Source organism: Pseudomyxococcus flavus (assembly GCF_050038885.1).
GTDB classification, from domain to species: Bacteria; Myxococcota; Myxococcia; order Myxococcales; family Myxococcaceae; genus Myxococcus; species Myxococcus flavus.
The window spans coordinates 408,466-428,540 of record NZ_CP143624.1; the positions used below are offsets into that span (position 1 = coordinate 408,466).

Sequence of the window (20,075 nt, forward strand, 5' to 3'; positions counted from 1 at the left end):
GGGATTCCGGGCCGATGTGCGGCGCCTCGGGCCAGGGATTATTCGGACCGAGTTGGACCTGACCGAAGGCCTTCCGGAAGACGCACCCGCCTCTCAATCCTGCGCGTGCTTGCCGTACCGCTCCTCGACGAACTCATCCAATTCAGAGGATTCCGAGTACGAGAGGAGTGTTCCAAGCTTGAGCTGTCCTCTGGCGACAGCGATGACCCCGAGCAGGGTTTGAATGCCTGATTCCTCCTCCGCGGTCCGAACGTCCTTCAACGCAAGCTCGAGGACTTCCTCCCAGGCCTTCGCATATGACTCCTGGCACCAGGTGGGCAGCGGCGGGTTCTGGGGTCGATGGCGCTCGATTTCGATGGTCGCGAGCAGGCTGTAGAGGTTCCGGTCTACCTGGGTCGCGGCGCTGGCGATACGCACGAGATGCGGCACAGCCGCATAGGACGCTTCACCGACGTCGCCTTGATGATGCAATTCATCCCAGAGCTCATCCCATACGTCCTCGCCTGCCTCCAACTGGCGGAGGACGTCAGAGGCGTCGTATGGGATTCGGTAACCACCGTTGAGCGTCTTCCACCTTGGGTCGTCGAGGGCCAGCATTGGCCCCTTATCTCCCATGGGAGGGCTCGGCGTCACTCGATTGCCGCGACGCGATACTCGCCATCCTCGAGTACCAGCCGGACTGCCCGGTCGTCGCCCAGTGGGAAAACGGCTTCACCCGCGCCGACACGGACATGGGTGTTGAGCGCGAGCCGGGCGCGGCGAAGGCGCTCCTTCGCCAGCGGGTCACGCTCGAAATCCTCGCGAAACCGCTCGGGTGTGTAGCGCGCCCGCAGAGGACCAGAGAGCTGGCTCCAGGCGGACTTCCAGTCGCGCGCTTCCACCCGTTCGATGAAGAGACGGAGCGCAGCGCGGGGGACATCGGCAGGCCGGGCCTCGACCACGCGCCACCCTTGGGGCGTCTGCGCGACCGTCAAGGAGGGCGCTCGCGCCTCGAGCTCGGACGCCCCGGCGCGGACAGCAGCCGCGCGCGCGGTCCGAGCCTCCGCGTCGGAGTAGCGCTCCAGGAAAGCAGCCTCCTCCCCGGGCCCACTGGCGGTCAGGGCGAACGCCTCTCCGACACGTCCCTCCTCGAGCGCGCGGGCGTATGCCTCCGCGACAGCCTCCGGCTCACGCGGCGTGGTCGCACAGGCCGTCAGCAGGAGGCAAAGTCCAGGTAGGTGCTTCATGCGCATGCCGGGAGCATACCTGTCCTGAGCCGAGTGCGGTCCCATCTGTCATCTGGCCTGCCGGCGCGACATTTGCCAGCCGCTCTTCGTGAGCACGGACGAGCGGCCTAGCCTACTGCGCTCGGGTATCGGGCTCATCGCCAGTTCACCCTGCCTGGCCCCCGGTGCGCTCATGGCAGAGGTACGCGCCAGGTGTGCTTACGATCGGCCAGGACAAGCTCGCCGCGCCGAGGGTCGAACAATGCGCCGTCAGCGGGTGGCAGCGGTACCGCGGAGAACGAATGGAGGTCGACAAGCGCGCGGTCAAGCGCGAGCCATCGTCCACATGGGGACGCGGCGAGGATGCGTTCACTCGTACTCTCCCAGCGTACCTCGAGCGTCTCCGTGTCCCGTACGACGACCGTTCCTCCCACCTGCTTGACCGCCAGGTAGCAGCCGTTACGCGCAAACAGCAGGTCCTCCACTTCGCCCTCTCCAAGCGAACATGTGCGGAGGACGCGCCTACCAAACTCGTGCAGTGTGAGTTGCGCCGGGCCGAAGCCTTCACCGCTCGCGAGCCGGTCGAGTAGCGGGTCGTAAGTGACAGAGCTGGCGTCGGGGTCGCACGAAGCAGCACGGGTGAAGGCAAACGCAGCCGCGTCAAGCATCGCGACGCCTGCGCGATAGCGCACGAGCGCACGCGGTTGCACCGGGTCGGCCCATAGCACCACGTCGCCTTCATGTTGCCAGGAGCCATCGACGCGAGAGGCCTCGACCGAGCGCTTCACGTCCCAGATTCGCAGCCCAGAGGCGAAAATATCGCCGATCGCAGAAATCAGGTGCGCGCCTGCAAAGCGCATCTCACGCAAGAGCCAGTCATCGGTGCGCCAGGTGTCGTGCTCAAGTCGGAGCTGACCAGCCTCGTCGCGTACTTCGAGGCGCACGTAGTTGGCCCTCGCGGTGAAGCACTTGCCGTCCACCCATCCGAGTGCTGCGACGTGCATGGGTTGGCGCGAGAGCGCTTCGAGTCGTTTGGTTTCCACGGTGCCGCCCCCGATGACTGAACGTTCACACTGATTGTCGTCAGGCCGACTCCACGATGAAGCGGCGGCGTACGTCCTCGGAAATCGGTCGGGTCATCCCCAATAGAACACGCCCAGGGGCCACACCGGCGTGGCGGTCAACGTCCCCCGAATCCGCCGGCACCTGAATCAGTCAGATGGCGGATGGGCCCGCCCACGCCGTTCGCCCTACTGTCCACTTCATGCGCGCGTTGCGAGCACTGCTGGTACTCACGTTGGGGTGTAACGGGCCCATGCCTCACCCCATTGCGGCACAGGGCGCTCCGCCAGATGTCGGCGAGACATATGAAGCCTGCGGCTGCGGCTGTTGCGCGATGGCGGGGCCGGTGCACGAGTGTCTCTACTGGACTCGGGGAGACAGCCTCCAAGACGTCATCGCCAAGGACAAGGCGATGAAGGACGGATACTGCAAGGGCTCCCGCATGAGGCCGGTGAAGTGGACCCCGTTTTTTGGACCACCCCCATCTTTGCGTTTTGAGCCGACTCCCACGTAGGAGAACGGCCATGAAGCAGAGGAACAAGAAGCGGTTCGACCCGGAGTTCAAGGCGCGCGTAGCGCTGGAGGCGCTGCAGGAGAAGGAGAGCGCAGCTGGGGCGCCGGCACGGGGTGCACCCGGTGCTGGTGGGCCAGTGGAAGAAGCAGCTGCTGGAGAAGGCGGCCACGGCCTTCACCACCGAGGCCGCGGGGCGGGACGCCGAGAAGGTGCAGGACGAACTGCTGCGGAAAATCGGCGAGCTGACGGTGGAGCGCGATTTTTTAGCGCGCGGGCTGCAGCGCTCCCGCTGAGCGAGAGGCGAGCGATGGTGCAGCCCGGACTCGACACGCTCTCGGTGCGCAAGCAGTGCGACCTGCTCCAGGTCTCGCGCTCGGGGCTCTACTACCAGCCCATCGAAGTGAACGCCGAGGAGCTCCAGCTCATGCGCCGCATCGACGAGCTGTACCTGGCGCGGCCCTTCTACGGCAGCCGCCGCATGACGGTGGTGCTCCAGCACGAGGGGCACGAGGTGAACCGCAAGCGCGTGCAGCGGCTCATGCGCCTCATGGGCCTGGAGGGGATGGCACCTGGGCCGCATACCAGCCGGCCCCACCCGGAGCATCCCGTCTACCCGTACCTGCTTCGAGGGCTGGCTATCGTGAAGCCGAACCAAGCCTGGGCGGCCGACATCACGTACGTGCCGCTGGCGTACGGGTGGGCGTACCTGGTGGCCATCATGGACTGGTTCAGCCGGGCGGTGCTGGCCTGGCGCGTGTCCAACACGCTCTCGACGGACTTCTGCATCGAGGCTCTCGAAGAGGCCCTGCGCCACCATGGACCTCCCAGCATCTTCAACACCGACCAGGGGGCGCAGTTCACGGACAAGGACTGGCTCGCGGTGCTCAAGGGGCAGCAGGTGCGCATCAGCATGGACGGCAAGGGCCGGTGCGTGGACAACATCTTCGTCGAGCGGCTCTGGCGCAGCCTCAAGTACGAGGAGGTCTATCTCAACGCCTACGCCGACGTGCGCCAGGCCTGGGCGGGCGTGGGCCGCTGGCTGCGCTTCTACAACCTTGAGCGCCCGCACCAGGCGCTCGGGTACCGCACGCCCATGCATGTCTACCGCACCGGCCTCATCGAGCACGCGGCGTGACTCCACAGGCCTCCACAGCTATCCACAGGTTACGAGTCTCCCCCCGCGCCCCCCTCGACACGACCACGACGACGACGTATCAACACACTCTCACCGTCGGCTCAGGCGCAAAGATGGATTGCCCCAAAGTGGTCCAGCCGATGGGGTCCACCTCACGGGATGCTCATTGGGGACGCTGTACAGGTACTGTGATTGAAAGCACCGGTGCCCTTCGCAGGCAGTAGCGAGACGAGCGCGGAGGAAGCGTGGGGCCCAGGGTCCGAAGGCACTCATGGGAGGTCTCGGCCGCGGAGACGCACGCCCGGAATTCCCCGCAGCTTCGGCGTCACCTGACAGCGTGGGCTGTTAGACTTGCCGCATCATGACCGGCGTCCTTCCGCCAGGAAACGAAGCTTCCAGCGCCCAGTCCCCGAGGGTCGTGGTCCTCTTCGACGGCGTTTGCAACCTCTGCAACGGCACGGTCCTCTTCCTCATCGACCGGGACCCCGAAGCACGCCTGCGCTTCGCAGCGCTTCAGTCCCAGCGAGCTGCCGCGCTGCTGGCGCCATATGGGGTGGTGCCCAAGGAGGAGCCCGACAGCTTCCTCCTTCTGGAGGACGGCAAACTGTACGAGCGGTCCACGGCCGCGCTGCGCGTCGCACGCAAGCTGAGCGGGCCCTGGAAGTGGCTGTACGTGTTCATCGTGATTCCCCGGCCGCTGCGCGACTTCGTCTACCGAGTCGTCGCGCGCAACCGCTACCGCTGGTTCGGCCGCGAGGCCCAGTGCCGAATCCCCACGCCCGAGTTGAGGGCCCGCTTCCTCCCGGAGACCACACCATGACGACCCGCCTTGCCCACGTCCTGAGCGCCGCGGCCATCGTCGTGGCGCTGGTCATCGCCGGAACGCTCTACTCGAAGCTGCCGGACCCGGTGCCCACCCACTGGAACTTCCAGGGACAGCCGGATGGCTTCACCCCCAAGCCGCTCGGTGTGTTCCTGGGGCCCGCGGTGATGACAGGCGTGTGGCTGCTGTCCCTGGTGACGTCACGCAACTCCGCCAGAGCCGCGACGCGCCGGGTCCCGGCCGTGCTGGTGCACGCGCTGGTCATTGTCGTCATCGGTGTCGTGAGCACCGCGTCCCTGATGGCCGCGGTGAAGCAAGCTCCCCAGGCCCTCTCCCAGGAGCAATCAGCCGGCGCCCCGGACGCGCCTGCGAACGGCTAACGAGGCCCCGGCGTCAGCAGGCGTTGGCGTCCGTGCAGCGCGCCTTCTTCATCTCCGACGCGAAGGGACTGGGCGCCAGGAAGCCGGTGACGCGGGGCTGGGCGAGCACCTTGCCCTCCGGGGAGATGAACGCCACGGTGGGCAGGCCCTCCACGCCGAAGCGCTCCATCAGCGCGTCCAACGAGTCCTCGCTGTTCGTCGCATCAATCTTGATGTTGAGGAAGCGCCCCGCGTCGGACTCGGAGATGACCTCCGCGGCGGGATAGGTGTCGCGGTCCAGTTCCTTACAAGCGGCGCACCAGTCGGCGAAGAAGTCGATGAGCACCGGCCGCCCCTCCGCCTTCGCCTGGGCAAGCACCGCGTCGAAGGCCTCGGGAGAGAACGTCGCCTGCTTCGCCGGCATCACGTGGTGCCACTGCCAGGACGGGGCGCGCGGAGGCTGGGCCAGCCCCATGCTCACCCACAGCGTGCCCACCGGCCCCGCATCCAGCGCGCCGCCGCGCAGCACCAGCGCCCCGACGACGAGCACCACGCCCAGCGCCTTGAACGAGAACTCCCGCGCGCCCTCCTTGAACGAGCGGTGCACCGCCCCCAACGCCACGCCCACCGCCACCAGCACCGCGGCGATGGCGGCCCCCGGCACCCGGCCCACCTGGAGGCCCAGGCCCTTCACCACGTCCCGCGCCCAGGGCGAGGCATCCTTGAGGTAGCTGAAGGCCAGCGCCACCAGCATGATACCCAGCACGCTCTTCACCCACTCCATCCACACGCCGCCGCGCGGCAGGCGCACGGTGAAGACGCCGATGAGGAAGAAGGGCACGCCGATGCCCAGCGCGTAGACGAACAGCAGCGACGCCCCCAGGGTGGTGTTGGCCGACCTGGCCACGAAGGCCAGGAGGCCCGTCAGCACCGGCCCGGTGCACGGCGCCGCGAGGAAGCCCGACACGCTGCCCATCAGGAACGCGCCCGCCACGCCCGCGCCGCCCACGTCATTGAGCTTCGTCTGGAGCGACGACGGCAGCGCCAGCTCGAACGCGCCGAACATGGAGGAGGCCAGCAGCAGCAGGAACACCGCCAGGCCCGTCACCACCGCCGGGTGCCCCAGCATGGAGCCGAAGGCCTGGCCCGTCTTCGCCGCCAGCACACCCAGCGCGCTGAACACCACGCCCATGCCCACGATGTAGGACGTCGTGAGGAGCAGCGCGCGGCCCCGCCCCTCCGCCTTGCGCGCGCCGAAGACGGACACGGTGATGGGAATGAGCGGATACACGCAGGGCGTCATCGCGGTGAGCAGGCCGCCGGCGAATACCACCGCCGCGCCCACCGCGAGGCTGCCGGATTCGAGGAACCGGGCCGCATCCAGGTTCGCGTTGGGCCCCGTGGGCAGCAGCCACGGCACCACGGCCACCGCCACCCCGGCCAGCACCGCCATCACTCCCAGCTTCTTCGCATCCATGCGCGCGTGACTCCGTGGTCCCAGGCCTCCTTGTATACGCAGGCCCGGGCCCCCGGGCTACTGCGCTGGAGCAGCAAGCGGGGAGGCAGGCGTCTTGAGTCCCGCAGAGCGCGCCAGGCCCATGACGCCCTCGACGGCGGCGGCGATGTAGCCAAATGGATTGGCTCCATCCACCGCGGTGACGTGCACCTCGCCCATCTTCTGCTGGAAGGCGGCGGCCACCTGGGGGAGCTGCTGCGCCAGCGTCATCTGGATGACCTCCGGGCTGACGCTGTTCTCGATGTCGCGCAGTGCCCGCGCCTTGCCCAGCTCCAGCTCCTGCTGCGCCCGGTCCTTGCGCACGCTCAGCTCGGCGATGGCCACCTCCGTCTCGACGATGGCGCGCCGGGCCTGCACCACCTGGAGCTCCGCGTGGAGCCGCTCCGCCTCCTGCTGGTGCGCGGCCATCTGCACCTCGTGCCACGCGGTGGCCTGCTCGTGCTCGCGGCGCAGTCGCTCCAGCTCCAGCTGGGCCTTGGCGCCGGCCTCCTCCTGCTCGCGGCGCAGCTTCGCCAGCTCCACCTCCTGCTCGTGCCGCTGGCGGGCCAGCTCCAGCTCCTGCTCGCGCTGCTGCCGCGCCAGCTCCATCTGCGCCTTGGCGTTCTCCGCCTCCTGTGCGCGCTGGAGCCGCACCAGCTCGATTTTCGCCTGCGCGGCCTCGGACTCCTGCGCCAGCTTCAGCTTCTCCAGCTCCAGCTTCGCGCGGCCCGCCTCCGTCTCCTGCTCGCGCTTGAGCTTCTCCAGCGCCACGCGCTGGCGGGCGACCTCCGCGTCCTGCTCGCGCTGGAGCTTCTCCATCTCCACCTGCGCGCGGCTGACGGCCAGCGCTCGCTCGGAGACAATCTTCGCGTCGGCCAGACGCGACTCGGCGGCCAGCGCGTCCAGCTTCGCCTGCTCGTCGGCCACCTGCTTCTTCTGACGGACCTCCTGCTCGGCGGCCATCTTCGCCAGGGCCACCTCGCGCTCCACGGAGGCCTGCTCCTGCTTCAGCGTTCGCTCCTGGGCGAGCTTCGCCTCGGCCACGCGCGCCTCCACCGCCAGCGCCTCCAGCCGCGCCTGCTCCTCCGCGGTCTGCTTCTTCTGGCGCACCTCCTCCTCGGCCGCCAGCCGCTGGAGGCTCAGCTGCCGCTCGGCCTCCGTCTCCTCGCGGTGGACGAAGCGCTCCTTGGCCAGCTCCGCCTCGCGCGCCTGCCGCTCCTGCTCGTGGCGGAAGCGCGCCTGCATGTTGGCGAAGACGGTGGAGGACAGGACGCGCACGTCCTGGATTTCAATCGTGTCCAGGATGACGCCCCAGCCCGCGTCCGTCCCGTCTTCCAGCCGGCCCCGGCCGGACAGCACCGGCGCAATCTCCCGCATCAGCTCGCCCGCGATGCCCTCCTTGCGCTTGGAGAGGCACTCCTCCACGGACATGTTCGCCACCAGCCGCCGCGCGGCACCGACGAACATCTCCCGCAGCAGCTCCGCCAGCTTCTCCTGCGCGCGCTCCGGGAAGGAGAAGTTGAGCATGCGGAACGCCACCAGCGGATCCGCGATGCGGTACACCGCCAGACCCGTCACCTGCACGCCCACCTTCTCGTGCGTCACCTGGTCCGCGGTGAACTGGAGCCGCTGGATGCTGGTGGGGACGATGGCCACCGAGTCCCCCGGCCACTTGAAGCAGCTGGCGCCCTGGCCGCTGACCTCCCGCACCCGGCCGCGCCGCATGTGGACCAGGAACTCGCTGGGCCGCGCGGTGATGAGCCCCCAGCGCTTCATCTTCTCGGGGTCCTCGGCGGGCTTGCCGGCACGCCACCCCTCCGCGTACCGCGGCTGCTCCAGCTTGCCGCCGCCCCCGTCCATCCGGACGAGGTGGGTCCTGTTACCGCCCTCGCCCACCTCGGGTGCTTCCTTCGTGCGGGCCGTCTGCTTCGCGCTCATGTGCCTGCCTCCCTGTGGTGCCGCCCCACGGTGCAGGCGGCCGGCCAGGGAGGGGCCTGTCGGGAAATCAAGCAGTTGGCCAGGGGGGCTGCGCCATTCCAGCGCACGCCGCACCAGGACGGCACACGCGGACTGATCCACGCCGGTGCAGCGTTACTTAAGACGGCCTGTTGGGAGCACACACCGGCGCCGCCAGCGCTCCGGATGTTCGCTTGACCCGAAGGTGCCCCTTTTTATATTTGACCAGTCCGGTCCACATTCAGGTGTGACGGTGTAGGCTCCCCTGCGGCAAAGGCCCACTCAGGGCGCCGGTCGACGTCCCCTCCAGGAAGGTGTTGGAAGCAATGGTGAAGCTGCCGATCTACATGGACAACCACGCCACCACCCCGCTGGACCCGCGGGTGCTGGAAGCGATGCTGCCCTACCTGCGAGAGGACTTCGGGAACGCCGCCAGCCGCAACCACGTCTTCGGCTGGAAGGCCGAGGCGGCGGTGAAGAAGGCCCGCCAGCAGGTGGCGGAGCTCATCGGCGCGTCCGAGCAGGAGATCGTCTTCACCTCGGGCGCCACCGAGTCCGACAACCTGGCCATCAAGGGCGTCATCGAGTTCTACAAGTCCAAGGGCGACCACATCATCACCCTGAAGACCGAGCACAAGGCCATCCTGGACACCTGCAAGCGCCTGGAGCGCGTGCGGCAGGAGCGCCTGGACGAGCTGAAGCTGCTGCGGCTCGGGCAGCTCGCCGGCCAGGAGGTCACCGAGGACAACCAGGCGGAGCTGCTCGCGAAGCACGACGTGGAGTCCGACGAGACGTACCGCAAGTGGGCGGAGCTTCCCACCGGCGGCGCGCGCGTCACCTACCTGGACGTGGAGCCCGACGGCCGGGTGAGCCTGGAGAAGCTGGCCGCGGCGATGACGCCGAAGACGGTGCTGGTCTCCATCATGTTCGCCAACAACGAGATTGGCGTGGTGCAGCCCGTCGCGGAGATTGGCGCGCTGTGCCGCTCGAAGGGCGTGCTCTTCCACTGCGACGCGGTGCAGGGCATCGGCAAGGTGCCCTTCGACGTGGAGGTGATGAAGGTGGACCTGGCGTCCATCACCTCCCACAAGATGTACGGCCCCAAGGGCATTGGCGCGCTGTACGTGCGCCGCAAGCCGCGCGTGCGCATCGCGCCCATCATCGACGGCGGCGGCCACGAGCGCGGCATGCGCTCCGGCACCCTGAACGTGGCGGCCATCGTCGGCTTCGGCGCGGCGGCCGAGATTGCCCGCAAGGAGCTGCCCGAGGAGTCGGCCCGCATCCTTCGCCTGCGCGAGAAGCTGCGCAAGGGCCTGACGGACGCGCTGGACATGACCACCATCAACGGTTCGCTGGAGCACCGGCTGCCAGGCAACCTCAACATCTCCTTCGCCCACGCGGAGGGAGAGTCCCTGATGATGGGCATCAAGGACGTGGCGGTGTCCTCCGGCTCCGCGTGCACGTCCGCCTCCCTGGAGCCCTCCTACGTGCTGCGCGCCCTGGGCGTGGACGAGGAGCTGGCGCACAGCTCCATCCGCTTCGGCCTGGGCCGCTTCAACACGGAGGAGGAAGTCGACTACGTGGTGAACCTCGTGGTGGACAAGGTCCGCAAGCTGCGCGACATGAGCCCGCTCTACGAGATGGCCAAGGAAGGCATCGACCTCAAGAGCATCGAGTGGACGGCGCACTAGCGCGCCTTCCCAGGCAGACAGGGGGGCGCAAGCCTCCACGCCCGGCGGGCGTTGCCCTCCGGAACCTTTGTTGAGCAGCATCCGTTGAAGGAGCAGGCATGGCTTACAGCGACAAGGTCATCGAGCACTACGAGAACCCCCGGAACGTCGGGACGCTCGACAAGGAAGACCCGAACGTGGGCACCGGCCTGGTGGGCGCGCCCGCTTGCGGCGACGTGATGCGCCTGCAGCTCAAGATTTCCGATGACGGGCTCATCGAGGACGCCCGCTTCAAGACGTTCGGCTGCGGGTCGGCCATCGCGTCGTCGTCGCTCGTCACCGAGTGGGTGAAGGGCAAGACGGTGGACCAGGCGATGACCATCTCCAACAAGGACGTGGCCCGCGAGCTGTCGCTGCCGCCGGTGAAGATTCACTGCTCCGTGCTGGCCGAGGACGCCATCAAGGCGGCCATCGAGGACTTCAAGAAGAAGCGCGCCGCGCGTCAGGCCAAGGCGTCCTGAGCGAGGCAGAAAGGGAGAGGCGAACCATGAGCGAGCAGGCGACCCAGGAGACGACGCAGCCCAAGGCCCCTGCCCCCGCGCCCGTGGCCAAGCCCCCCAAGGGCATCACCATCGCGGACAGCGCGGTGGCCCGGCTGAAGGAGCTGCTGGAGCAGCGGCAGACGCCCGAGGCCGGCCTCCGGCTGGCCGTGAGGGGCGGCGGGTGCTCGGGACTCCAGTACTCCATGGAGTGGGCGGAGAAGGCCCGCGAGCGCGACAAGATTTTCGAGAAGGATGGCGTGCGCGTCTTCGTGGACCCGAAGAGCTACCTGTACCTGATTGGCACCGAGCTGGTGTTCGAGCAGACGCTCATGGCCTCGGGCTTCAAGCTGAACAACCCCAACATCAAGGCGGCCTGCGGCTGCGGAGAGAGCTTCTCCGTCTGACGCGGCAGCCCGCGCCGCTCCGCCTGTCACGGGCGGGAGGCGCCACCACGCGGGCCCGGCCAGCCGCCGGGCCCTTTTCGTTTGTCCCCCTCCCCACCTGGAGAGCCCCGTGAGGACCCACTTCGACGTCTTCGGCCTGAAGCGCGGCTATGACGTGGACGTGCCGGCGCTGGAGAAGCAGTACCGCGAGCTGTCGTTGCAGCTCCATCCGGACCGCGTGGCACAGGCCAGCGCGCGCGAGCGCCTGCAGGCCCTGGAGGGCACCACCGCCCTCAACGAAGCCTTCAAGACGCTGAAGGACCCGGTGCGCCGGGCCTTCTACCTGCTCAAGCTCCACGGCATCGACCTGGACCGCGAGGACGCGGGCGCCCAGAAGGACATGCCCCTGGAGTTCCTCGAGGAGGTCATGGACCTGCGCGAGGCCCTGGACGCCGCCATGGCGAAGAAGGACCTGAACCGCGCCCGGGCCATGGCGGATGACGTGGAGGCCCGGAAGAAGGCGGCGCTCGCCGAGGCGGCTGGGGCGCTGCGCACCCTGGAGGCCGGCGAGACGGGGGACGGCGGGCAGGCACTGGTGAGAAAGGCATCGCACGCGCTGGGGCGGGTGCGCTACTTCACGCGCTTCCTCGAGCAGGTGGACGCGTTCGAGGAGGAGATTCAGGCGTGAGCAAGAACGGCTACCTTCAGATTCACGACCCGCTGAAGCCCAAGGGGCAGGCGGTGGGCATCGACCTGGGAACGACGAACTCGCTGGTGGCGGCGGTGGTGAAGGACAAGCCCGTCTGCGTCCCGGTGGACGATGGCGACTCGCTGCTCCTGCCCTCCGTCGTGCACTACGCCCAGGACGGCGGCGTGGTGGTGGGTGCCCGGGCCAAGAAGCTCGCGGCCGAGCACCCCACCGACACCATCGCCTCCGTGAAGCGCTTCATGGGCCGCAGCCCGGACGACGCGGAGACGCGCAAGCTGGGGCACTACAAGTTCGCGCCCGGCGCCAAGGTGGTGCGCTTCGAGGTGGCCGGCGGCACGCCGGTGACGCCCATCGAGGTCTCCGGCGAGGTGCTGCGCGCCCTCAAGCGCCGCGCGGAGTCGCACTTCTCCTCCAAGGTGGAGCAGGCCGTCATCACCGTGCCGGCCTACTTCGACGACGCCCAGCGCCAGGCCACCAAGGACGCGGGCCGGCTCGCGGGGCTGGAGGTGCTGCGGCTGCTCAACGAGCCCACCGCCGCCGCGCTGGCCTACGGCCTGGACAAGGGCAGCCAGGGCACCTTCGCCGTCTACGACTTGGGCGGCGGCACCTTCGACATCTCCATCCTCAAGCTGGTGGACGGCGTGTTCGAGGTGAAGTCCACCGGCGGCGACTCCGCCCTGGGTGGCGATGACTTCGACCGCGCGATTGCCCAGCGCGTGCTGGTGGCCCTGGGCGAGACGGCCCCCGCCCCCGCCCTGGTGGCCGAGGTGCTGGCGGCCTCGCGCAAGGCGAAGGAGGCGCTCACCGACGCGACGTCCGTGGAGCTCTCCGCGGGCGGGAAGACGCACACGGTGACGCGCGAGGACTTCGACGCCTGGATTCAGCCCTTCGTCCAGAAGACGGGCACGGTGTGCCGCCGGGCGATGAAGGACGCGGGCGTGACGGCCGGGGAACTGGACGGCGTCATCCTCGTGGGCGGCGCCACGCGCGTGCCGGCGGTGCGCCGGTACGTGGCGGAGCTGTTCGGCCGCGAGCCCCTGGGCGACATCGACCCGGATCAGGTGGTGGCGCTGGGCGCCGCGGTGCTGGCCAACCTGCTCACCACGGCGGACCGGCAGGACGACGTGCTGCTGCTGGACGTGATTCCCCTCTCCCTGGGCCTGGAGACGATGGGCGGCATCGTGGAGAAGCTGATTCAGCGCAACTCCACCATCCCCACCACCGCAGGCCAGGTCTTCACCACGTTCAAGGACGGACAGACGGGCCTGGACATCCACGTCCTCCAGGGCGAGCGCGAGCTGGTGGAGGACAACCGCAGCCTGGCGCGCTTCACCCTGTCCGGCATCCCCCCGCTGGCCGCCGGCATGGCCCGGGTGGAGGTCCGCTTCCAGGTGGACGCAGACGGCATCCTCTCCGTCAGCGCGAAGGAGCAGAGCACCGGCGTCAGCCAGTCGATCACGGTGAAGCCCAGCCACGGCCTCACCGACGAGGAGATCGAGCAGATGCTGCTCGACTCCATCGACTACGCCGAGGAGGACATCCAGGCCCGGCAGGTCCGTGAGCAGCGGGTGGACGCCGAGCGCGTCCTGGCCGAGGCGGACCGGCAGCTTCGGGAGCACGGCTCGCTGCTCCAGGACGGGGAGCGCGCCACCATCGACGCGGCCATTGCCCAGGTCCAGGCGCTGATGAAGGGTGACGACCACCTGAAGCTGAAGGAGGCCGTGCACGCGCTGGACGAGGCGTCGCGCCCCTTCATCGAGCGGGTGATGAACCAGGCCATCACCCAGGTGGTGGCCGGCCAATCCGTGGAGGACTACTGACGTGCCGAAGGTGACCTTCAAGAGCCCCCTGGCCGAGGTCAGCGCCGACGTGCCCACGGGCACCACCCTGCTGGACGCCGCCGAGTCGTGCGGCGCCCAGGTGGGCCACAGCTGCGGCGGCGTCTGCGGCTGCTCCACCTGCCATATCTGGGTCCGCAAGGGCCTCGATTCGCTGAGCGAGCAGACGGACGCGGAGGCGGACCGCCTGGACATGGGCTTCGACGTCCGCCCCTACTCCCGGCTGTCCTGCCAGACGGAGCTGGGGACCGAGGACATCGTGGTCGAAATCACCGAGGAGTCCCTCACCGCCTTCATGGACGAGAACCCCGTCCTGCGCCGTTCCCTCGAAGCCGAAGGGAAATGGCCGCTGAAGAAGTGAGGTTGTTACGTAGTGCTTGACGGGCCGGGGCAGGAACTCTATATGTCCGGCCCATCGCAGCGCCGCACCGCGATGCACCGCCTGCCCAGGTGGTGGAATTGGTAGACACACTAGATTCAGGGTCTAGCGCCTGCAAGGGCATGGAGGTTCGAGTCCTCTCCTGGGCACAAAGTTGAGAAGGGGTCCCGGTTTCAAACCGGGGCCCCTTTTCGCTTTTCAGGGGTCAGGGTGACGCGGGCTCCACGGCATCGTGAGCCACGTGGTGCGCGGCCTCTCGTGCGAGGCTGCCGCCCTTGCGCAGGTCCCGGACGCGAATCTTCCGCAGGTGGACGGAGACGGCGCCCACCGCGACCTGGCTGATGACGGTCCCCAGGTGCGTGAGCGTGGAGAAGGCCGCCGCGTCCTCCGGCGAGGCCCCCAGGCTGCGGGCCGCCCAGCTCGTCACGAAGTAGTAGATGCCCATGCCCGCCGGGACACCCGGGAGCGACTGCCCCAGGGAGATGGCTCCCAGCACCACCGCCCCCGCGAAGATGCCTCCGGAGATGCCGATGCCGTGGAGCGCCAGCCCGTAGCCCAGCGCGGAGGCCAGCACCGGCGCCACCGAGAAGACGAACACCTTGGCCATGCCGGTGAAGGAGCGCGCTGTGCCGAGGCCCTCGCTGACGTGGTGGAGGAAGCCCACCACCCGAGGGAGCTTGTGGCGGCGGTGCAGCGCGAAGGCGAGCGGCCCGGACCAGTGCGCCATCAACACCACCAGCGCGACCAACCCCACGCAGAGTGACACGGCCACCTTCAGCTCGCCCTCGAAGCGAGACAGCGTCCGGCCGAAGGGCCCGAGCAGCGACAGCGTGACGAGCAGCATCAGCGCCGCGAACTCCATCAGCTTGCAGACGCCCACCGAGCCCAGGCACCGCAGGAAGGGGATGCGCTGCGTCCTCGCCAGGAGGAACGAGCGCATGATGTCCCCCAGCTTTCCCGGCAGGGCGTTGTGGACGAAGGCGCCAATGGCCACCAGGTGGTAGCGCTCCTTCAGGGGCACCGGCCGGCGCAGGGTGCGCTGCCACTGCACGGCGCGCAGGGGGATGATGGAGGCCTGGAGCAGCATGAAGGGCACCAGCCACACGAGGTGGCCCGGCAGGTCCCTCACGAACTGGCCCAGTGGGAAGCGCGGCTGGAGCAGCGGCCCTCCGCCGCCGAGGTTCCACTTGAAGAAGGCGGTGGAGAGCAGGACGACGGAGAGCACGAGGCCCAGGAAGGCGACCAGCACCTTGAACAGCGCCCGGCCTCCTTCACGCCTCGCCCTCCCCTTCACGGCACCAACCGGAGTCGAGGGGTGGAGTCCAGGTACGCCGCCGCGAGCCGCTCGTGGAGCTGCGCGCAGTGGGACAGGCCCGAGAGGTCCAGGGGCGCCTTCGCGGGCCAGCACACCAGGCTGTTGGCCTCCGTGCGCGTCAGGCCCCCGTGCGAGCCGAACTCCCAGGCGAAGCCCACGGTGCCACCGCGCCGCACGGCCTCGCCAAAGAGGACCAGGTCCCCCGCCGTCGACATGGTGGGCAGCACCCGGAGGAAGTCCGCCACCGCGCGCTTGCTGAACTCGGAGGACAGCGGGGCGCGGTCCAGCGCGTCCGCGCCATAGACGCCGCCGCGCACCAGCGCCACCGCGCCGTTGCCGCGTCGCAGGGCCACGAGGCCGATGTCCGGGCTCCGTGTCACCCGGGCGAGGACGTCGGGATGGCGCGCGAGCAGGTCCATGGCCTCCAGCGGCCTGGGTTCGCCGGACAGGTACACGTGGGCGAAGTTGCCGCACTCGATGGCCACGGGTGCGAATGGCGCGCGGGGTGTCGCGTCCGGCTCCGGGCGGGCGCGCCCATCACAGAGGCCACGCACCACGTCCTCGGGGATGGGTCCGTCGCCGTGTGGCGCCAGCAGCCATTGCTCCAGGTGCTGGCCCTTCCGCTGCTCCCAGGGCAGGCAGTCCACGTGCCCGTGGTCGGAGAGGATGACGACGTCGTAGGGCCGCTCCACGGCGCCCGCGACCGCGTACAGCTCCGCCAGGTACGTGTCCACGCGGTGCAGCTCGGCCAGGGCCTGGACGGAGCGAGGTCCCCGGCGGTGCGCCACCTCGTCGTAGTTACCGTAGACGAGGTAGACGACGGGCACACCGCGCGCCATGTCCACCAGGGACTTCGTGAAGGCGAAGCTCCAGCCCAGCCGCTGGAGGAAGACATGGCTGAAGAGGAAGGTCGGCTCGTGGCGCCAATCCTGGAGCCCGCGAGCCCAGTGGATGACCTCGCGCGCCGCGGCCCAGGTGTCCATGCCCAGGGAGCGCAGGTAATCCCAGACACCGCGCGTGCGCGCACTGAGCAACCCCATCATCTCGTAGGAGAAGGACCGGGACATCTGCTTGAAGCTGGCCAGCGTGCTCATGCTCAGCGCGTTCTCGGCGCCCGCGCGGAACAGGGAGAAGTATCCATGGCCGCCGCCGTCGAGCAGGCTGGTGCGGCCCGCGCCGCGCAGACGCTGGTCGATGGCCAGTGCGTCCGCCGGGGTGTTCATCTGCACCTTGCGGCCCAGCTCCCGGTCGAACCAGGAGTACGCCGGCAGGTTGGACTGGCGCATCCCGTAGAGCAGCCCTGCCTGGAAGTACGGCGTGGAGGTGGGTGCCCCCCAGAAGGCCTCGTCCAGGTGGAAGGTGCCCGAGCGGATGAGCCTCGACAGGAAGGGCATCCGGCCTGACACGAGCGCCTCGTCGAGCAGCGCCTTCGGCACGCCGTCCAGGTGGACGATGAGCAGCTTCCTCGCCCTGCGTGCGGGCGAGGGCGGCACGCGCGTCTGGACTCGCCGCACGAGGCCGTGGGCCCATAGGTGCATCGCTGGGGAAAGCACAGCGCTCACGGGTCGTATCCCCTCCTCCGGCAGCCAAGATGACCACTTGGGTGAGCAGCCGCCCTGGAGCGGGAACCGCCTTCCAGCAGAGCGGGCGGGCAGCCGTTGCGGCTGATGGCTCCGGGAAGAAACGCAGGCGCCAGAGCGTCCCAGGCGGCCCCCTCATGCTCATTCCCGCCACGGCCGTCCTCCTCGTCAGCCTGAGCGCTTCCCCGGCGGTCCACGCACCACCGGCGCCGGGGCTCGAGCCCGTGAGGCAAGATGCCTTCGATGCGATTGCCATTCCCCTGGTGAGCTTCAGCTCGGACCATGGCTTCGGCTACGGCGCGGTGGGCGGGATGTACCTGTATGCGCCGGGAAAGAAGCCCTACGCCCACGCCATCAGCGCGCAGGTGTTCTTCAGCAACCGGGGCGCGCAGAGTCACTCATTGCGCTACGACGGACCTCGCCTGCTGGGGCCGCTCCGCGTCGAGGGACGGCTGGACTATCGACGGGAGCTTCGCAGCCCCTTCTTCGGTGCGGGCAACCAGTCCGCGCCGGACTTCCGGGGGGACGTCGACAGCGAGCTGTACAACTTCGACAAGGGCACTCCCGGTTTCTGGCTCCGCCTGCGCGGCCATCCCTTCGGGGAGGCGCACCCGCTCCAGTCCTATGTGGGCTACGGCTGGCGACACATGCGCGTGGAGGCCTACGAGAAGTCCATGCTGTCGCTGGAGAAGCCCCTGGGCATGGAAGGCGGCAACATGGGGCAGTTGCTCGCCGGTGTGCTCTGGGACACGCGGGACAACGAGTCCGAGCCGCGACGCGGTGGCGTGGAAGAGCTGTCGCTGCGCGTGTCGGGCAACGCCACGGGCAACCGCTATCACTACATCGGCATCACCCTGAGCGAACGGCGTTACTTCCAGCTGTCGTCACGGCTGACGCTGGCGCACCGGATGACCCTGGACATGCTCTTCGGCGACGTGCCGTTCTACGAATGGAGCAACACCGGCGGCGTCAATGTGTCCGAGGGCATTGGCGGGGCCAACAGCGTGCGCGGCATCGAGCGCAACCGGTTCGCCGGGAACATCAAGGCGTTCATGAACACGGAGCTGCGCTATCAGGCGGCGCAGTTCCGGGTGCTCGGGCAGCAGTTGAAGCTGGGCGCGGTGGCCTTCGTGGACCTGGGCCGCGTGTGGCACCCGGGCGTCGCGGACGGCAAGTGGTGGCAGTGGCACCCGGGCGTCGGCGGCGGGCTGCGCTTCTCCCGGCGCGCGGCGGTGATTCGCATGGACTACGCCGTCTCCACCGGGTCCGGGCGGCAGCGCTGCTACGTCACGTTCGGGCACATGTTCTGACGCCCGCGGGCGGCACGTCCCCTTCGCGAGGGCGGCCGGGTCTGCCCAGGTCTCCGAGGGAAGCCTCGAGAAGGACAGTCTTCTCTCCGTCGCGGCCGCTGACCTAGTCTGTCCTGTCTCATGAACCGCCTCGCACTCGTGCTCCTCTTCGCCGTCAGCATGGCTTGCAGTTCCACGACTGCCTCCGACTCCCCGGACGCAGGACAAGGCGGGCCCCCAGGCTCCGCGGATGCCGGCTCCGGGGGCAATCATGGCATCCCGGATCGCGAGACAGCGTGTTCCGGCACCGACAACCCTCCGGGCCGGATCGTCGAGATTGTCTGGCCCAGCCGGAGCAATGTGCACTTCGCCACCGAAGGCGACACCGTGCGCTTCGTCTGGAACGACGGCGAGCCGCACAACGTGCTGCAGGTGAAGAACTTCGAGGGACAGGATCCGCCCGTCGACACCTACGGCGACGCCCAGTGGCCCCAGCAGATCGCGAGCGGGCCGAAGACGCTCCAAGGCTCGTTCGACTGGAACACCGGCACCTCCCCGTGCGGCTATCGCCCGGGCATCTACTTCTTCGTGGACGAGGGAAACCCCGCTGGCGGCGTCGTCTCCATCGCCCTGACCACGCGCGAGAACCCCAGCCCTCAGTACGCACCGAAGCCGTGCAGCGCGCTCGCCAATCCGCTCCACTACAACGGGCGCTACGCGGCCTATGCGAACCGCGAGGACTGCACGCTGTTCGAGGTCAACAACTTCACGACCGTGGCGCATTACGACTGGGTGGAGCCGACCTTCGCGGCGAAGCAGGGCGACCTGGTCCTCTTCCGCTGGACCGGTCTGCACAACGTCGTGCAGGTCCACAACGTGAACGAGGACGCGCTGATTCCTGGGGGGCTCGCGAGCGGCCCTCGCACCAACTGCGTGGGCGGGCCGAACTACACCTGCGTCAACGGGCCGTACCACCTTGGTGAGTTCCTGATCGACACGGCCCAGTATCGCCCGGGGATGATTCACCTCTCGGATGGCTGCGCCTACGGCTGTGCGGACTGTCCGTGGGAGTGCCGCGGGCCGGACCACGTTCCCACCGGGACGAACATGCAGTTCCTCCTCTCCCGCGCGGAGACCGGCCCCTCGTCGGAGGATGGGGCCTGCTGCGCGATCGACCCTTCCAAGGGGCGGAAGTGCCGTGTGGTCGAGCTCTACAACGACGCGGAGGGAATGCAGTTCGAGTACAACGTCCCGGTGAATCGTGGCGACCTCGTGCGCATGCGCTGGGCGGGGACGCTGAAGATCGTGCAGACGACCCCAACGGCCAATGGCGCGCCCAGCCGTAACCCCAAGCCGGGTGGACTCGCGATGGACGCCCCCGTGGAGTGCGTGCCCGGTCCCAACTGGTCCTGCCTGGGTGGGAACACGGCGCAGGCCGAGCTGGTCCTCGACGTCGACAAAGCCATCCGCGACGGCAAGGCCGAACGGTTCGAGCACGGCCAGCACTACTTCACGTTCCACGCCTTCGGAGAGAACACGGACGGGTACTCCTCGCAGGACTCCGGCATCCTGCTCTATGTCGCGCGAGGCGAGCCCTACGCCGACAATCCGCCCTGCCCCTGAGCGCGCGGTGGGACAACTCCGCTGGGCCGTTGCACGGGCCTCGTCTTCCGTGGGTCGGATGCGCGCCCGCCGGCCCCGGGCGAGGTTGCCCCTTCTCCCAGAGCGGCCCCGGAGGGCAGGAGACTGTCATGAACCGACAGCCGCACAACAGGGCGAGAGGGATTGAAAAACACGTCAGGTATATCTGGTCGCGACCGT

At 68.7% G+C, this 20,075-nt stretch carries 17 protein-coding genes, 1 tRNA gene and 1 pseudogene; 12 read left to right on the top strand and 7 right to left on the bottom strand.

Annotated elements, in window-relative coordinates; all coding sequences use genetic code 11:
- Window positions 1-93 precede the first annotated feature (93 nt).
- The 3 genes from VZL07_RS01590 to VZL07_RS01600 form a co-directional block, all read right to left on the bottom strand.
- Window positions 94-597: a hypothetical protein gene (locus tag VZL07_RS01590; protein WP_426753543.1), complete on the bottom strand. Its 504-nt coding sequence runs from the start codon at window positions 595-597 to the stop codon at window positions 94-96.
- Between the two features lie 32 nt (window positions 598-629).
- Window positions 630-1,232 carry a hypothetical protein gene (locus VZL07_RS01595; RefSeq protein ID WP_426753544.1) on the bottom strand — a complete coding sequence of 201 codons (603 nt, stop codon included), beginning with the start codon at window positions 1,230-1,232 and terminating at the stop codon, window positions 630-632.
- Window positions 1,233-1,396: 164 nt separating this feature from the next.
- Window positions 1,397-2,248, bottom strand: coding sequence for a hypothetical protein (locus VZL07_RS01600; protein ID WP_426753545.1), 852 nt, complete (start codon window positions 2,246-2,248; stop codon window positions 1,397-1,399).
- Window positions 2,249-2,791: 543 nt separating this feature from the next.
- Between VZL07_RS01600 and VZL07_RS01605 the strand changes: the two are divergent.
- The 3 genes and pseudogenes from VZL07_RS01605 to VZL07_RS01615 all read left to right on the top strand — a co-directional run bounded on the left by VZL07_RS01605 (window position 2,792) and on the right by VZL07_RS01615 (window position 5,119).
- A pseudogene (locus tag VZL07_RS01605) lies at window positions 2,792-3,916 on the top strand (IS3 family transposase).
- 418 nt (window positions 3,917-4,334) lie between these two features.
- Window positions 4,335-4,736 carry a thiol-disulfide oxidoreductase DCC family protein gene (locus VZL07_RS01610; protein WP_426753546.1) on the top strand — a complete coding sequence of 134 codons (402 nt, stop codon included), beginning with the start codon at window positions 4,335-4,337 and terminating at the stop codon, window positions 4,734-4,736.
- The gene (locus tag VZL07_RS01615; protein WP_426753547.1) at window positions 4,733-5,119 is read left to right on the top strand and encodes a DUF1648 domain-containing protein; all 387 of its coding nucleotides are present in this window, start codon (window positions 4,733-4,735) and stop codon (window positions 5,117-5,119) included. The genes VZL07_RS01610 and VZL07_RS01615 overlap by 4 nt, the downstream gene beginning before the upstream one ends.
- A 13-nt stretch (window positions 5,120-5,132) precedes the next feature.
- On the opposite strand, the gene VZL07_RS01620 is transcribed toward VZL07_RS01615, so the two are convergent.
- Together VZL07_RS01620 and VZL07_RS01625 are read right to left on the bottom strand one after the other, a co-directional pair.
- On the bottom strand, window positions 5,133-6,575 hold the full coding sequence (locus VZL07_RS01620) for a protein-disulfide reductase DsbD family protein (RefSeq protein WP_426753548.1): 1,443 nt from the start codon (window positions 6,573-6,575) through the stop codon (window positions 5,133-5,135).
- 57 nt (window positions 6,576-6,632) lie between these two features.
- Complete coding sequence (locus VZL07_RS01625) at window positions 6,633-8,531, bottom strand: SPFH domain-containing protein (protein WP_426753549.1); 1,899 nt, start codon at window positions 8,529-8,531, stop codon at window positions 6,633-6,635.
- Between the two features lie 347 nt (window positions 8,532-8,878).
- On the opposite strand from VZL07_RS01625, the gene VZL07_RS01630 reads away from it, so the two are divergent.
- The 7 genes from VZL07_RS01630 (at window position 8,879) to VZL07_RS01660 (ending at window position 14,219) form a co-directional block, all read left to right on the top strand.
- Window positions 8,879-10,240 (top strand): IscS subfamily cysteine desulfurase, encoded by a 1,362-nt coding sequence (locus tag VZL07_RS01630; protein ID WP_426757217.1) that lies wholly within the window; start codon window positions 8,879-8,881, stop codon window positions 10,238-10,240.
- Between the two features lie 98 nt (window positions 10,241-10,338).
- A complete protein-coding gene (gene iscU / locus VZL07_RS01635; RefSeq protein ID WP_426753550.1) occupies window positions 10,339-10,740 on the top strand; it encodes a Fe-S cluster assembly scaffold IscU in 402 nt (133 codons plus the stop codon).
- A 26-nt stretch (window positions 10,741-10,766) separates the two neighbouring features.
- The gene (locus VZL07_RS01640; protein ID WP_426753551.1) at window positions 10,767-11,165 is read left to right on the top strand and encodes a HesB/IscA family protein; all 399 of its coding nucleotides are present in this window, start codon (window positions 10,767-10,769) and stop codon (window positions 11,163-11,165) included.
- Window positions 11,166-11,274: 109 nt separating this feature from the next.
- The gene (gene hscB, locus VZL07_RS01645) at window positions 11,275-11,832 is read left to right on the top strand and encodes a Fe-S protein assembly co-chaperone HscB (RefSeq protein ID WP_426753552.1); all 558 of its coding nucleotides are present in this window, start codon (window positions 11,275-11,277) and stop codon (window positions 11,830-11,832) included.
- Complete coding sequence (gene hscA, locus VZL07_RS01650) at window positions 11,829-13,673, top strand: Fe-S protein assembly chaperone HscA (protein WP_426753553.1); 1,845 nt, start codon at window positions 11,829-11,831, stop codon at window positions 13,671-13,673. Before hscB ends, hscA begins: the two co-directional genes overlap by 4 nt.
- A gap of 1 nt (window position 13,674) precedes the next feature.
- Window positions 13,675-14,052 carry a 2Fe-2S iron-sulfur cluster-binding protein gene (locus VZL07_RS01655; RefSeq protein ID WP_426753554.1) on the top strand — a complete coding sequence of 126 codons (378 nt, stop codon included), beginning with the start codon at window positions 13,675-13,677 and terminating at the stop codon, window positions 14,050-14,052.
- An 83-nt stretch (window positions 14,053-14,135) separates the two neighbouring features.
- Window positions 14,136-14,219, top strand: a tRNA-Leu gene (locus VZL07_RS01660).
- Window positions 14,220-14,275: 56 nt separating this feature from the next.
- On the opposite strand, the gene VZL07_RS01665 is transcribed toward VZL07_RS01660, so the two are convergent.
- Window positions 14,276-15,364: a lysylphosphatidylglycerol synthase transmembrane domain-containing protein gene (locus VZL07_RS01665; RefSeq protein ID WP_426753555.1), complete on the bottom strand. Its 1,089-nt coding sequence runs from the start codon at window positions 15,362-15,364 to the stop codon at window positions 14,276-14,278.
- Window positions 15,361-16,923: an alkaline phosphatase family protein gene (locus VZL07_RS01670; protein ID WP_426757218.1), complete on the bottom strand. Its 1,563-nt coding sequence runs from the start codon at window positions 16,921-16,923 to the stop codon at window positions 15,361-15,363. The genes VZL07_RS01665 and VZL07_RS01670 overlap by 4 nt, the downstream gene beginning before the upstream one ends.
- Window positions 16,924-17,102: 179 nt before the next feature.
- On the opposite strand from VZL07_RS01670, the gene omp85 reads away from it, so the two are divergent.
- Complete coding sequence (gene omp85 / locus VZL07_RS01675) at window positions 17,103-18,275, top strand: Omp85 family outer membrane protein (RefSeq protein WP_426753556.1); 1,173 nt, start codon at window positions 17,103-17,105, stop codon at window positions 18,273-18,275.
- A 339-nt stretch (window positions 18,276-18,614) separates the two neighbouring features.
- The gene (locus VZL07_RS01680; protein ID WP_426753557.1) at window positions 18,615-19,877 is read left to right on the top strand and encodes a cupredoxin domain-containing protein; all 1,263 of its coding nucleotides are present in this window, start codon (window positions 18,615-18,617) and stop codon (window positions 19,875-19,877) included.
- The last annotated feature ends 198 nt before the right edge of the window (window positions 19,878-20,075 follow it).

Bases quoted from the DNA above. Each gene is read 5' to 3' on its own strand.
- VZL07_RS01590 (WP_426753543.1), bottom strand. From the start codon at position 597: ATGCTGGCCCTCGACGACCCAAGGTGGAAGACGCTCAACGGTGGTTAC.
- VZL07_RS01595 (WP_426753544.1), bottom strand. From the start codon at position 1,232: ATGCGCATGAAGCACCTACCTGGACTTTGCCTCCTGCTGACGGCCTGT.
- VZL07_RS01615 (WP_426753547.1), top strand. From the start codon at position 4,733: ATGACGACCCGCCTTGCCCACGTCCTGAGCGCCGCGGCCATCGTCGTG.
- VZL07_RS01620 (WP_426753548.1), bottom strand. From the start codon at position 6,575: ATGGATGCGAAGAAGCTGGGAGTGATGGCGGTGCTGGCCGGGGTGGCG.
- VZL07_RS01625 (WP_426753549.1), bottom strand. From the start codon at position 8,531: ATGAGCGCGAAGCAGACGGCCCGCACGAAGGAAGCACCCGAGGTGGGC.
- iscU (WP_426753550.1), top strand. From the start codon at position 10,339: ATGGCTTACAGCGACAAGGTCATCGAGCACTACGAGAACCCCCGGAAC.
- VZL07_RS01640 (WP_426753551.1), top strand. From the start codon at position 10,767: ATGAGCGAGCAGGCGACCCAGGAGACGACGCAGCCCAAGGCCCCTGCC.
- VZL07_RS01670 (WP_426757218.1), bottom strand. From the start codon at position 16,923: ATGCACCTATGGGCCCACGGCCTCGTGCGGCGAGTCCAGACGCGCGTG.
- omp85 (WP_426753556.1), top strand. From the start codon at position 17,103: ATGCTCATTCCCGCCACGGCCGTCCTCCTCGTCAGCCTGAGCGCTTCC.